The sequence below is a fragment of the Dickeya zeae NCPPB 2538 genome (assembly GCF_000406165.1).
In the GTDB taxonomy this organism is placed as follows: Bacteria; Pseudomonadota; Gammaproteobacteria; order Enterobacterales; family Enterobacteriaceae; genus Dickeya; species Dickeya zeae.
In genome coordinates this window covers 3207662-3220909 of sequence record NZ_CM001977.1, presented here as the reverse complement: position 1 = coordinate 3220909, position 13248 = coordinate 3207662, and the positions used below count along the sequence as shown (strand labels likewise).

At 54.0% G+C, this 13248-nt stretch carries 14 protein-coding genes; 2 read left to right on the top strand and 12 right to left on the bottom strand.

Annotation, left to right across the window (positions count from 1 at the left end):
* Positions 1-174 precede the first annotated feature (174 nt).
* Positions 175-2049, bottom strand: a complete 1875-nt coding sequence (locus tag DZE2538_RS14095; protein ID WP_236616968.1) for an autotransporter domain-containing protein — start codon at positions 2047-2049, stop codon at positions 175-177.
* A 364-nt stretch (positions 2050-2413) separates the two neighbouring features.
* On the opposite strand from DZE2538_RS14095, the gene DZE2538_RS21090 reads away from it, so the two are divergent.
* Positions 2414-2566 carry a hypothetical protein gene (locus DZE2538_RS21090; RefSeq protein ID WP_162830905.1) on the top strand — a complete coding sequence of 51 codons (153 nt, stop codon included), beginning with the start codon at positions 2414-2416 and terminating at the stop codon, positions 2564-2566.
* Positions 2567-2578: 12 nt separating this feature from the next.
* On the opposite strand, the gene DZE2538_RS14090 is transcribed toward DZE2538_RS21090, so the two are convergent.
* The 11 genes from DZE2538_RS14090 to DZE2538_RS14040 form a co-directional block, all read right to left on the bottom strand.
* Positions 2579-3214: a carbonic anhydrase gene (locus DZE2538_RS14090; protein ID WP_023640454.1), complete on the bottom strand. Its 636-nt coding sequence runs from the start codon at positions 3212-3214 to the stop codon at positions 2579-2581.
* Between the two features lie 168 nt (positions 3215-3382).
* On the bottom strand, positions 3383-4342 hold the full coding sequence (locus DZE2538_RS14085) for a YbgA family protein (RefSeq protein ID WP_026358146.1): 960 nt from the start codon (positions 4340-4342) through the stop codon (positions 3383-3385).
* A gap of 50 nt (positions 4343-4392) precedes the next feature.
* Entirely contained in the window at positions 4393-4926 is a 534-nt protein-coding gene (locus DZE2538_RS14080; protein ID WP_023640452.1) for a DUF3833 domain-containing protein, read from the bottom strand.
* Entirely contained in the window at positions 4923-5456 is a 534-nt protein-coding gene (locus tag DZE2538_RS14075) for a hypothetical protein (RefSeq protein ID WP_038916619.1), read from the bottom strand. Before DZE2538_RS14075 ends, DZE2538_RS14080 begins: the two co-directional genes overlap by 4 nt.
* A gap of 34 nt (positions 5457-5490) precedes the next feature.
* Entirely contained in the window at positions 5491-6717 is a 1227-nt protein-coding gene (locus DZE2538_RS14070; protein WP_019844858.1) for an SAM-dependent methyltransferase, read from the bottom strand.
* Positions 6714-7457: a DUF1365 domain-containing protein gene (locus DZE2538_RS14065; RefSeq protein ID WP_023640449.1), complete on the bottom strand. Its 744-nt coding sequence runs from the start codon at positions 7455-7457 to the stop codon at positions 6714-6716. The genes DZE2538_RS14070 and DZE2538_RS14065 overlap by 4 nt, the downstream gene beginning before the upstream one ends.
* The gene (locus DZE2538_RS14060; RefSeq protein WP_038916618.1) at positions 7450-8712 is read right to left on the bottom strand and encodes an NAD(P)/FAD-dependent oxidoreductase; all 1263 of its coding nucleotides are present in this window, start codon (positions 8710-8712) and stop codon (positions 7450-7452) included. The genes DZE2538_RS14065 and DZE2538_RS14060 overlap by 8 nt, the downstream gene beginning before the upstream one ends.
* Complete coding sequence (locus tag DZE2538_RS14055; RefSeq protein WP_019844861.1) at positions 8709-9428, bottom strand: SDR family NAD(P)-dependent oxidoreductase; 720 nt, start codon at positions 9426-9428, stop codon at positions 8709-8711. Before DZE2538_RS14055 ends, DZE2538_RS14060 begins: the two co-directional genes overlap by 4 nt.
* Entirely contained in the window at positions 9425-9877 is a 453-nt protein-coding gene (locus DZE2538_RS14050) for a nuclear transport factor 2 family protein (protein WP_038916617.1), read from the bottom strand. Before DZE2538_RS14050 ends, DZE2538_RS14055 begins: the two co-directional genes overlap by 4 nt.
* Before the next feature lie 263 nt (positions 9878-10140).
* Positions 10141-10887 carry a MerR family transcriptional regulator gene (locus DZE2538_RS14045; protein ID WP_019844863.1) on the bottom strand — a complete coding sequence of 249 codons (747 nt, stop codon included), beginning with the start codon at positions 10885-10887 and terminating at the stop codon, positions 10141-10143.
* Between the two features lie 204 nt (positions 10888-11091).
* On the bottom strand, positions 11092-12294 hold the full coding sequence (locus DZE2538_RS14040) for an MFS transporter (protein WP_038914404.1): 1203 nt from the start codon (positions 12292-12294) through the stop codon (positions 11092-11094).
* 119 nt (positions 12295-12413) lie between these two features.
* Between DZE2538_RS14040 and DZE2538_RS14035 the strand changes: the two genes are divergently transcribed.
* On the top strand, positions 12414-13193 hold the full coding sequence (locus DZE2538_RS14035) for a DUF3750 domain-containing protein (RefSeq protein ID WP_038916616.1): 780 nt from the start codon (positions 12414-12416) through the stop codon (positions 13191-13193).
* Positions 13194-13248: the final 55 nt, after the last annotated feature.

Sequence of the window (13248 nt, the reverse complement as noted above, 5' to 3'; positions counted from 1 at the left end):
ACTTCCTGAAAAAACGGCATCCATTGCGCAAACAGGGATTTATGCTGGAAAGTGAGCAAGAAATTGCGCAGATTTTGCATTTGTTCTGCAGAGGGGCGAATTGTGGATCGCTGCGACCGTGTTTTTTGTGATGCTGATCTCTTTTGCGTGGCGTGAGCGCGTCTGGCTGGAGCCTTATTTGAACGCGTAGGCCAGACCGGCACTGACGCCATAGCCCTCTTTTCGGGTATTACCGCCAAACTGGCTGGAATACTGCAACCAGGTATGCCATTGGGGGGTGATATCGACCGCGATCCCGGCATTGGCCGTGCCCCAGTTTTTCTCTGAAGCCGCACCTGGCATCGTGAAAGCACCGTTCATGGTGTTCAACCCGGCCGTTATCTGCGGGGGATGGGTCATATAATCGTGATTCCAGGCCACGTCTGCAAAAGGGCTGATTCCTAAACCGGACAGGTTCCATAACGCCTGCACTCGCCAGCCAAGGCTGGAAACCAGAGATTGACGACGTTGTGATGAAAACCACATGGCGGAGCTGTCATCACCGCGTTCACTGTAGCCATCGACCTTAACGAACTGACGTTCAAGACGGGCAAAGGGGCCGGTTTTGACGGGGCCCAGATTGAACCACCAGCCACCATCAATACCACCGCCAACATGATACCCGTCTACTGAGCCAGACTCCCGACGATTAGCCGGGCCAATATGAAGGGTGCGATAAGCATTATCGAAGCTGGAACGCCCGGTGTTGGCAAATGCACTCAGCCAGGCGTGCTCCTGATGATACACCCCGTACAGTGCGAGGCTGCCATCATACAGTGTGTAGCCTGCATCATCCCCGTTCGTGCGTTGGTGAGACTGGGTTACCACTACGCCAGTGTTAAGATTCTCGCCCCATTTCACGTCACCGCCGAGGGAGATAAAGCGATTATTTCCTGTACTGGACGGTGAGGTACTGGTTGATCCGGCGTGATTGTCATCGCCACTCACAAATACCCGCGTGTCACTGGCATTGGTATCAGCCAGAATTTCATTGTGCAATAAGCGGTACTGGGACGCTGTGGCGGCGAGTGGACCTTTACTCAGTAATGAAATTTTACCGGGTGCGGCAATTTCAGAGAGTACGATACTGGCCAGCATTTTGTACCCCCCGGTTGTGGGATGGACCGTATCAGCAAAAAGATAGGTATTTTCCGTACCACTGGCGTAATCGCCAGGTTCACAGATAAGGGAGGAGAGAGCATTACACGCGCCACTACTGGTGTTGATAATGCCATAGGCTGACGGGTTGGCCATGATTTCAGCGAGAATGGCATAGGTATTGACCGGGATGATATTGAGCCCCCGCTGGCTTAATGTGGCAAGTCCGGCATTTAATGTCTGATTATATTGATTAACCACTTCACGATATTTATTTTGCAGGTTGTGACTGACACCATCAGGTGTCGCGCCAAGATTGGGGAGGTTATACACCACGACATATCGCCCACCGGCTTCATACAGATTATTCAGTAGTGACAGTTCAGCGTTGGCGACCGGGATAATTTCCGACGTGGCCGTTGAGGGGGCTGATTCATAAATGGCATAGATATCATTGGAGCCCCCCCACATTTGATAAAGTGTTGATGCGCTGGCTCGATTATTTTTCAGGTAACTGTCAACCTGAGACTGAATAGTCGGTGAGAAAAAAACACCCAACGAATAATTATTGAGAATACCCGCGCCACCCCAGGCATAATTACTCCCACCCGAGGTGGAATCGGTCGCAGACAGGCCCAGCCCATCGGCAACGTACATCGCTGTATTTTCACCGGGGTTGGTCGTAAACCGGGAAACACCAAGCCCTAACGCCTGCGAGAGGTTCCCCGCGTCACTCAGGCTATCACCAAAAACCACCACACTATTGAACGGTTCTGCTTCCACAGCCAGGGTGTAAACAAAGAGTAATGCCAGTAGGGGGATAATCCCGCGGCGAATGACAGGCCGGGGGTGAGTTAGCACAATGGCATTGGCTGTATAATATTTGTTGAAGATTTTTCGAGACAGTGACATATACATGATGCTCCTGGTATTAGCATAGAAATGCTGATAACTATCGTATTTAGTGGAGACAGTCGTGTTAATGGGTATAACGAGTGAAAATAATTTCACTCATTTTTTATAAAATTAAATTCGATAACAGGTGCTACGGGATTTATTCTGTTTTTTATGTGTGTTTTTAATGGGTATCATTGATTCTCATAATGACAGTGATATGTCAGTGGTGATATATGAGATATATCCTATCGCTGTGTTATTTTTCCTATGGTGTTATTTTATCTTTCTGTATCGCCTTTATATTTTTATGAAACAATTAAATCGATAATAAAGTAAAGTTTATTGGTGGGTGAGATTATTTAAAACGGCTTTTTTCAGGATGGGTGATTATATTTCGGTGTTTTTGATTTTGTGTTTTTTTATGGATGAATATGAATATGAATATGAATATGAATATGAATATGAATATGAGGAAGAGGGCAGCGGGGCGATTCATGCCCTGGGCCGACAGGCCGCAGGGCAAGTTTACTGACTACCAGAAGGGTTATTCGAAATAAACGTGAGGGTTTTCAGCCAGCGAAACGAATGTCTTGCTGTCTTTATCCAGCGCGCGAATGACCCCGCTCTCAATGTCGTATACCCATCCATGCAGGCGCAGTGCATTGTCACGCAGGCCGACAGCGACGGAAGGGTGGGTTTTGATGTTATTCAATTGCGCGATGACGTTTTCTTCCACCATCGCATTTACTTTATCGGTTTCATTATCCCAGGTTTTTTTCTCCACCACCGCTTTCGCAGCGTCCGAGTAACGTAACCAGTGTGCCACGGCAGGCATCGGGTCAAGGCACTGGCAGGAGGCGATGGCTTTCATCGCTCCACAGTTGGAATGGCCACAGATGACGATATCGGTAACGCCCAGCGCGACAACCGCATATTCAATCGTAGCGGAAACCCCGCCGGGTTCCGGACCGAAAGAAGGCACGATGTTACCGGCATTACGGATAACGAACAGCTGTCCGGGTTCCTGCTGGGTAACCAGTTCTGGCACCAGACGGCTGTCGGAGCAGGAAATGAACAGCGCTTTAGGATTCTGGCTGGATGCCAGACTGCGGAAGAGTTCCTTGCGTTGAGGAAATATATCTTTTTGAAAACTGAGGAAACCCTCAATGATATGTTGCATAGCACGTTCTCTTTTTTGGCAGTGATCACGACATCATATACTCGTCAGGTTCTAAATTGCAGGTGTTGTCGATAGTGTGACCTGACTCGTTTCATGGCCGCCATGTATTGACGGCCAGGAACCTTCCTCTTGTTGATAATATGTTATTGATAAGTTTGTGATTGATAATCATGCGACCGCTAAACGCAATCCTAAATCTTGCGGATAGGGGTCAAAATAGTTTTGTGTCAACAGGTAACTGTCAGGGTGTTCCGCCAGATAGTGTTTGAGCAGTGTGATCGGCGCGAGAATGGGCAGACGTCCTGCCCGATAGCCGATAATCACCTCGCGCAGCTCTGCGCGCTGGCGGTTATTAAGCTGTTTGCGGAAGTAGCCCTGAATGTGCATCAGCACGTTGGTATGGTTTTTACGCGAGGCGGGCTGCCGGAGGATCGCCATCAGTTTGTAACGGTAGGCAATGAAAAACGCATCAAGGTCGTCCCACTCGTGAAGGCGGGCGACAAAAGGGCCAATCTCGCGGTAACCAGCCTGATGGTGCGCCAGCAACTGGAGTTTGTAGCGGCTGTGGAATGCCAGCAGGTTGTGGCGGGTTAATCCACTGGCACGCAGCTGGTTAAGCTCATGCAGCGCAAACAAACGCTCGACGAAGTTCTCGCGCAATACCGGGTCGTGCAGGCGGCCATCTTCCTCGACAGGAAGCCAGGGGTAGGCTTTCATCAGGGCGGCGGTGAATAACCCAACGCCTGCTTTACGGCCACGGTGGCCTTGCTCATCGTACAGTCTTACCCGTTCCATGCCGCAACTGGGGGATTTGGCACAGACGATAAACCCGGCAAGATTTCCGAGCGTGGGCAAATACCGGGCGGTGAAGGCGTGCATTTTTTCCGTCATGTCTTGCTGGGTATCATGGCTCATGCGCATGCGGATATCACCGCTGGTAGTCTGAATAAGGCGCAGTGCCGGACGAGGCACCGGCAGGTCGATAGACATTTCCGGGCAAACGGGCCTGAACACTATCCACGGCGACAGTTCATCCATCACGAAACGCAGCCGTTTATGCCCGCCGTCAAAGCGTACCGCTGAGCCAGTCAGACAGCCGCTAATCCCCAGAACGGGTTTGTTGTCGATGTTGCTTGTCATGACATGCTGCATGGCATGATTGTTTTCTGGGTGATTGTTCATGGCGTTGCCCCTTTGCTGAAAAACAGGGTGACGTAACCTGCGGTGAGGCCGAATTTCGTCATTTCTGTTTTATTGAACAGGTGGCTGTCGTCTTGCTGGAACATCCAGTCATCAAAATTGAGCAGCCAGATTGCGCCGTCTGCCTTGACGTTCATGCTGTACTGCCAGTGAAAGGCATTGCCTGATGCCTGGCCGTAGGCAACTCCTTCAATGTCTCCTGCAGTGCCTTCATACCGATCGTCACCCACCCGGCGGATATGCCAGACGCGTTGTTGGCGTTCACCGTCGTCATAGACAAATTGTTCATTGAGTGTCAGCGTATCGCCCGCGACATCACCACGAATGGCGACGTGAAAGCGGCGTAGTTGTTTACCGTGGCGGTCCTGTACCATTCCCCAGGCTTGCGTCTGGCCCTGAAAATAGTGGAAGAGATCGAAGCGTGGCTGCTGGCTGCGGTAGTCGGTGATGTCTGTGCTACAACCGGTGAGCAGCATCGTCATCGTCAATACGAAGAGCAAAAAGCGTTTCATCGTTCACCCCCAAGTAATTGCTGGCGTAATTCGGGATAGTGGGTCTGTGGGCTCAGCCAGATAGACAGAAAACACACGCTAAACGCGGCGGACTGAACCGGGCCAAGCGGCATAAACTGGCCCTGCGACGAGGAAGGGCGATACCAGAATTGCCCTTGCCGGTTGCTGGTTACAAAAGCCAGTTGCGACCCGTCATCCACACTGGGCCATAACTGCGCCAGCATGTGCAGCCACGCTTCGCTCTGCGGTTCTCTGTCCAGAATTCCCAGCGCCTGCCACTGTTCACGTGTGGCATCGACCAGCGTTTCACTGTCAATATGCCGCTGATAGGTAATAATCAGCGCCTGATCCTGTTGCAGTCCGCTGTAGCGCCCATCTGGCGTACGCAACTGCGAGTGATAGACCGAAAACGGGCCGAAGCGCAGTGTCGCGTCGCCGACGTTGCGCCAGTGTGTCCAGTCGGTGGCCTGTGCTGAGGTGAGATACAGCGCGGCAACCAGCCAGGCCAGCAAGGGCACACGCTGTTTCATCGTTGCCTCCCTGCTTATCCGTAGCGCCTGCATGTCACACCCGCTCGGCGGTCAATTGCACCACGCTGATGGTGCGCGCGTTAAATCCAGCTTCGCAGTAGCCGAAGTAGTACAACCACATGCGACGAAACCGGGTGTCGAACCCCAGCCGCTCTATTTCCGGCCAGGCCAGCAGGAAGCGCTGTCGCCAGTGTGCCAGCGTTTTGGCGTAGTGCGGCCCCATATCGAACAGGTTACGCAGTACAAAATCGGTATGGCGCGTCATCAGGGAACTGATGGCGGTGACGCTGGGTAAAAAGCCGCCGGGGAAAATGTAGCGCTGAATGAAATCAACGCTCTTGCTGTAATCGTGATAGCGCTGATCCTGAATGGTGATGGCCTGAATCGCCATTTTCCCACCCGGACGCAGGCGCGCCTGACAGGTCTTGAAAAACTGTGGCAGAAACGCTTTGCCGACCGCTTCAATCATTTCGACGGACACCAGTTTGTCGAACTGACCGGTGAGATCGCGGTAGTCGCACAACAGCACTGTCACCCGGTCTTGCAGGCCTGCCTGGGCGATACGTGCCAGCGCATAGTGATACTGCTCCTGAGAAAGCGTGGTGGTGGTGACCCGGCAGCCGTAATGACGTGCCGCGAACTCCGCCAGTGCCCCCCAGCCAGTGCCAATTTCAAGCAGGTGATCGTCCGGCGTCAGTGCCAGCTCTTCGCACAAACGCCGCATTTTGGCTTGCTGCGCACTGGCGAGATCCGGCGTGTCGGGGGTGAATAACGCGCTGGAATAGAGCAGTCCTTCATCAAGAAACTGCTGGTAAAACGTATTCCCGAGATCGTAATGGGCGGCGATGTTTTCGCGTGCCTGCTGGCGACGATTGCGACGCGTCCAGTGCCACAGTCGCTGAAAGGGTTGGCCCAGCACACGAAAGCCATTTTCCAGCCGACTCAGTACCCCGGCATTCGCGGCCATGATTTGCAGTAGTTCGGTGAGCTGATCGGTTTCCCACTCACCCTCCATCCAGGACTCCGCCGCCGCGATGCTACCGCCGGTCAGCAGGCGGGCGTAAATACCGGGTGAAAGGATGTTGACCTCGGCACGCAGGGGCGAGGCGGTATCACCAAAATGGACGCTCTGGTTGCCTTCGTGGAGGGTCAGCGAACCTTGCTGTATACCCGCCAACAGGCGGAACAACAGCCAGCGTGCAAAGCGAATCGTTGCTGTGCGCGGTACATCGGACTCAAGCGCAAAAACGGGGTCAGTCATGAGCGTTCACTCCTGCTGGTGGGGTGGTTATGAATTGGCACACGCTTGAGCCACAACAACAGCGCCTGCCAGTAGATCGCCACCACGGTCTTCAGTGTCATGACGGGGATGCTAATTTGCATCTGGCGCAAGTGCAGGGGGGTTAATGGCTTACGCGATAGCGTCAGCGTGGCATCGAATACTTTTTCATCCTGCTGGTTTTCATCCACGGTTTGATGATTTTCGATGTGCATATGCAGCGTTTTACCGGGGCAATTAAACCGCCAGTGATAGACCATATCCATCGGGTTGAACGGAGAAACGTGAAACGCTTTGGCGATGGGGCGGGTCTCTTGGGCGTTAACCGCGTAATAGTGCCGTTCATTCCACGGAGTGTTGCGCACTTCCGCCAGGATCCAGCGCAGGGTTTCACTGGCGTCAAAGCAGTAATAAAAATTCACCGGGTTAAAATGAAAGCCCAGATAGCGCAACTGGGTTAACAGCATCACTTTGCCGTCAGGGCGTTCACCGGTCAGTGCCGCCAGACGACTCAAGGCGTTTTCTTTGAGCGGCGTACCCAGCGGGTAGTCGCTGTCGTAAAAGGCGACGGTGGCAAATTGATTACGGCGGATGCCTAACGACGGCAGATTATCCAGGTCGTCGAGATCCAGATAGGCCAGAAAGACGTCATAACAAAACTGATGCGCGCGCGGCTGCCAGCGCCGGTGGCGCAACACGCCGCGATAGAGACAGCTATTCATCGTTCCTCCCATCGGCGATGCCCTTAACCACATCCAGCGCGCTGCGTACCCCATCTTCGTGGAACCCGTTGTACCAGTAAGCCCCACAAAACCAGCTACGTCGCAGGCCGTTGATTTCGGCGCGTCGTGACTGCGCCCGCCAGCTTTTCGGCGTAAACAGTGGGTGCTCATAGACAAAACGCTGCCACACATCGCGCTCATCAATCGGGGCGTCAGGATTGAGGGTGACGCAGAACAAGGGGCTACCCTCTGGTAACCCTTGTAAGATATTCATGTTGTAGGTGACACAGGCACTGGCCTGATCGTCGTGAGGCAGGCGATAGTTCCAACTGGCCCAGGCGGCAGGCCGCACCGGTAGCCAGCGTTTATCGCTGTGCAACACCACCTCGTTACGTTGCCAGCCGATATCCCCCAGAATCTCCGTCTCTTCGCGGCTGGGTTCATCAAGCAGAGCAAGTGCCTGCCCGGAGTGGCAGGCGAAAATCACCTGATCGACGGTCATGGTGTTGTCTGCCAGGCAGATATCCACCCCCTGTTCGTGGCGTACGACGCGTTGCACCGGCGAGTTGACGCAAAGCGTGAAGCGGTTTTCCAACTGGCTGAGCAGGGCGCGAACGTATTCCCGCGAGCCGCCGGGCACCACGTACCACTGCGGGCGCTGCGTAATATCCAGCAGCCCGTGGTTTTCAAAAAAGCGCAAAAACAGGGCGAGTGGAAAACGGCGCATCTCCTGCAAGGAAGAGGACCAGATCGCCGCCCCCATCGGCAAAATATAGTGACGGGCGAAAAAGGCGCTAAATTTGTGGCGTGACAAAAAGCTGTGCAGTGTTTCGTCGTCATCGACCGGTTGCGTCACCGCCTGTTTCGCCAGACGATTAAAGCGGACGATGTCTTTTAACAGCCCCCAAAATCGGGGGTTAACCAGATTGCTGCGCTGCGCAAACAGTGAACGCAGTGAGTGGCCGTTATACTCAAGCCCACTCGCCGGGTTATGCACCGAAAAGCTCATTTCCGTTTTCTGCCCGCTGATACCCAGTTCGCTCAATAGCCCCATAAAGCGCGGGTAGGTGCGATCGTTATAGACGATGAAACCGGTATCGATGGCATAGGTGCCCGAGGGCGTGGTGACATCCACCGTGGCGGTGTGACCACCGGGGATGGGGCCAGCTTCCAGCATGATGACGTCATGGTGCCCGGCCAGCCGCCATGCACAGGTCAACCCGGCGATGCCACTGCCGATAATAGCGATTTTCATGGTCTTACCATCCTGCGCAACAGTGCGCGTTGAGCGATGCCGGGGAGCCACGACAGCAGACGCAGCAGTGCGCCAAACCCGGCTGGAAAGGCGATATGTGATTTCCCTGCCGTAATACCGCGTCGTATCGCTGTTACTGCCTGTTCAACGGTGACGAGGCCGGGCATCGAAAAATCGTTCTTACGGGTAAGCGGGGTATCGACAAAGCCTGGCGAAACGACGGTGACGGCGATGCCCTTGGGTTCCCAGTCCAGCCGCAGGCTTTCAGCAAACCAGCTCAGCGCGGCTTTCGACGCGCCGTATGCCTCTGCCCGCGGGAAGGGGAGCCAGTGCGCCATAGAACTCACCAGCACCACACGGCTGCCGGGAACCAGTTGCCCCTGCAAGGCTGACAGGCAATTGATTGGGCCTATGAAATTGGTGTTCATGACCCGCGATACCCGTTCCGGGTCGATAACACCGTGGTCGATATATTCACAGGTACCGGCGCAGAGCACGGCCAGATTGACGCGGCAATCGGCCAGTGCCGCATGGCAAGCCTGACTATTTGTCATATCGAATTGACGAACGGTGATATGCGGACTGTACTGACTCAGTGCGCTCAGGCGCTCGATATCCCTGCCGCAAGCAATAACGGTGTGGCCATCATCGGCCCAGGATTTCGCCAGCGCTTCGCCAATGCCTGAACTGGCCCCGGTAATCAGTACGGTTGTCATGATGAGCGAACCTTCTTCTTCACGTGGCGAAGCGCCCACCCCAGTACCGGAAGATGTTCGTAGAGCATTTCTCCGGCGTCGTAGTAATCACGCTGGTATGTGATACGGGCTTGATGGTGGTGTTGATGTTCTACGTCGATGAGGGAGCACCCTGCCAAAGACAACATGTTTCCCCCCGCGATACGGGGGTGTGACCAGTGCATCGTCCAGCTTACGGCGAAGCGCTGAGCGTCAAAGAGCGGGGTATCGACGGTGAAATAACAGTAACGGGTGTTTTCCAGCAGGGTCGAGAAATAGCGCTGGATGGCCGGTAGCCCTTGATGCTGTCCAAATGGATCGGTCAGTACGGCATCCGGGTGATAGAGCGCAGACAGCCTCTCCAGCGGTTGGGTAGCCAGCGAGGCATAAAAGTCAGCAAACTCATTGAATACAGGTTGTAGTGTGCTCATGCGCGTTACCCTTATCCAGGGCAATCCTGAATCAAAGCCATATAGATAAAACTTACACAAAGTTAATTTTTTGTCTAAGTTTTTCGGAATTAAATTTCATAGTTATTTAAAATCAACAAATTAAAAAACCATCAGAACCGGTGATTCTGATGGAGGATGTGTGGTGATTTGTCGGGAGATAGCCTGTCAGCGAGAGTGGTTAACCGTGAAACGCTGGCGGCAGACGAATGCGGTAGCGGTTTTCAGCAGGGGTAAGGCTGCGTTTAGGCGACGGTGGAGGCCTGTAATAAGATAATTTCCAGTGACGCCACGTGTTCACGCCACTTGTCGATTTGCTTTTTTCGCGCCACGGTGAGCTTTCCGCTGGTGACCAGCAACCATTGCCTGTCGGGGAAAATTTCCGGTGCAGGTATGGCAGGCGAAAGCGGCAGGACATGAATGCGGTGGCCCTGTCCGGTGCGTTTTAGCGCTTCCAGCCAGATCTCGCACGGGTCAGTCAATTGCCAGCCGCCAATCAGGTAATTGTCGCCAGGTGCTTTTCTGTCACCTTCGAGGCAAAACGACGTGTAGGAAATAATCAGGCCATCAAGTATTTCGCGCAGCGTCATCATGGCGGGGGTATTGGCCGATACCTGGCGTCGCAGCGGGCGTAACACCTCATCGACCATTTCCGGCCTGGGGTATTCGCGGCCCGTGTCGTAGATAAGCTGGCGCAGCGATTCGATGCGGCCTTCTTTAAGGCGCAGGAGCATCGTTTCCTGTAAGGTTGCCCAGTTATTGCTTCGCCGCGCTTGCGGACGTTCCAGCAATGGTTTGACCTGGCTGACCGGAACCCCTTTTTTTACCCAGTCGAGGATTTTCAGCGCTTGTTGAACATCCGCATCACTGTATAACCGATGCCCACCTTCGGTGCGCAGCGGCTTGAGCAGACCGTAGCGACTCTGCCATGCCCTGAGCGTCGTGGCGTTAATACCGCAAAGTCTGGCAAATTCGCCGATGGAGTAGGACATAGAAGGTATCCGCTGAAAACTATCTTATTTAATATATTACGAATATTTTAACACTGAATGAAGTTGGGCAGGCGCGTGTGATTAGCGCGCTACCTGACCCTCATTACTCTTATAAGTCCTGATGGCGGATTTGTCTGGACAATTCGGTTAAATAATTTTTCTGGACATATTGGCTACCATTAAGTGGCTATCTTCACTCTGCGGTTATGGCGCAGGAGCTGGCGCGTTGGTTTTTTTCCCGATGACCGAGGCCAGAAAGGCGGCTATCACTGGCACCAGCGCCCCCCACAGTACGGCATTCCAGCCAAAAAGATTCAGCAATGCACCGGAGGAGAAAGACCCGACGATCATGACGCCAAAGACGATAAAATCGTTAAACGACTGCACCTGCGTTTTTTCCTCTGGGCGGTGATAGTCAATAATTTTCGCCGACGCGCCGGTAAAACCAAAGTTCCAGCCAATGCCCAGTAAAATCAGTGACAGCCAGTAATGCATGACGTCGGTTCCGGCCAACCCTGCCATGACTGACAACCCGGTGATAACTAAACCCGCAGCGCTAACACGTCTGGCACCGAAGTGGTGGATCAGTTTGCCGGTAAAAAAGCCCGGTGCGTACATGGCAATCACATGCCATTGGATACCCAGATTCGAGGCGTGTTGGGAAATGCCGTGCATGTGCATGGAAAGCGGCGCAGCCGTCATCAGAAAATTCATCACCATATAAGAAACGGCACCGCTAAATACCGTGCGGGAAAAACCGGGCTGGCGAACAATTTCACGCAGCGGGCGGCCACCGGCTTGGGTGTGCGCTACCGGTTCGGGTGAGGTGACGCCAAGCAGCACCAGCGCGGATACGGCGGCAACCAGCGCCTGTGCGATAAAGGTGATGGCAAAGGTATGAGGGGGCCAGAAATTCATCGTGCTGGTGACCAGCATCGGGCCGATAACGCCAGCCAGCACACCCCCGCCCATGACCAGAGAAAGGGCACGTGCCCGCCGCTCTTTCGCCACGCCGTCTGTCGCCGCAAAACGAAACGAGAGTGCTACTGCGGCATAGGCACCGCCCATAAATGCAGCGAGGCAAAACAGCAAAAAAGAACCCATGACCACCGCCAACGCGGCCGTCAGCCCCGTGGCGATACCAGCCCCTGTCCCTGCCATAAACACGGCTTTGCGGCCTTGCCTTTTGGCCAGTGCGCCGAACGGCAAAATGCACGCCGCCATCCCCAAAACAAACACCGTTATCGGCAGGGTAGCCAGCGTGCTGTCAGGGGCAATCGCATTACCGACAATCGCGCCCGTGGTGTAAAACACAACTGAGTTGGCACCCGCCAGCGCCTGAGCGGTGGCAAGGCGAAGAATATTGCTATTTTGCTGGCTGGCGGATAACGCTATCTCAGTATTCATCAATGATTTTTCTCTTGGTTATTGGTGCCTGGCACTCTATGTTACCGCAATGATCGTTATCGCCATGATGCACTCTTGCCCGTGCACTTGCCCGCCTGTTTCTGGAGAAAACCGCATCGATGAATTATCTCAAGGTATTGGGTTTCGTCTTTATTGCTGTCGTGGTGTTGTCGTTTGGTCGTAGCCTGGCGCAAGTTTCATGGAGCGAGGATAAGGCGCGTTTCTCCAGTCAGGGGGTTTGGACCGCTCGACGAGACTCCGCCGGTATCGCGCCGGATCCTGTGGCGTTGAGTCATATTGCCATCGTACAGGTCTATGCTGCACCCACTTACGGCTGGCGCGGTCTGGTGGCGGTCCATCCCTGGATCATCGTCAAAAAAGCCGGTGAAACCCGTTACCAGCGTTATGAAGTGATCGGTTGGGGCGGTGATGATGTCGTGCGTCGTAACGATTCCGTGCCTGACGGGTTTTGGTTCGGTTCAATGCCGCGGCTGCTGGTTGAACATCGTGGGGCGGGAGCGGCAGCGATGATCCCGAAAATAGAAGCGGCAATTAGCAGCTACCCCTGGCCGCATACTTATCACGCCTGGCCCGGCCCGAATAGCAATACTTTCATGGCACATATCGGCCGCGAAGTCCCCGAACTGAAACTGGATCTGCCAGCCAATGCCATCGGTAAGGATTTCCGCGCGTTGACACACCCGGTTGGATTACCGCCGTCAGGAAGGGGCATTCAGGTATCGTTACTGGGGATATTGGGTCTGACCGTCGGCGCGGAAGAGGGACTTGAAATCAATATATTAAGTGCCAATCTGGGCGTGGAGTTCAATCCGCCAGCCTTGCGCTTGCCGTTTATCGGCCGCCTGGGGTACGACAAAGCAACAAGGCATGAAGAGTAAACGCTGATGTAGCCACATCTGCGCAGGTTGCTGTTCTCTGGCAATGGAGCAAGGG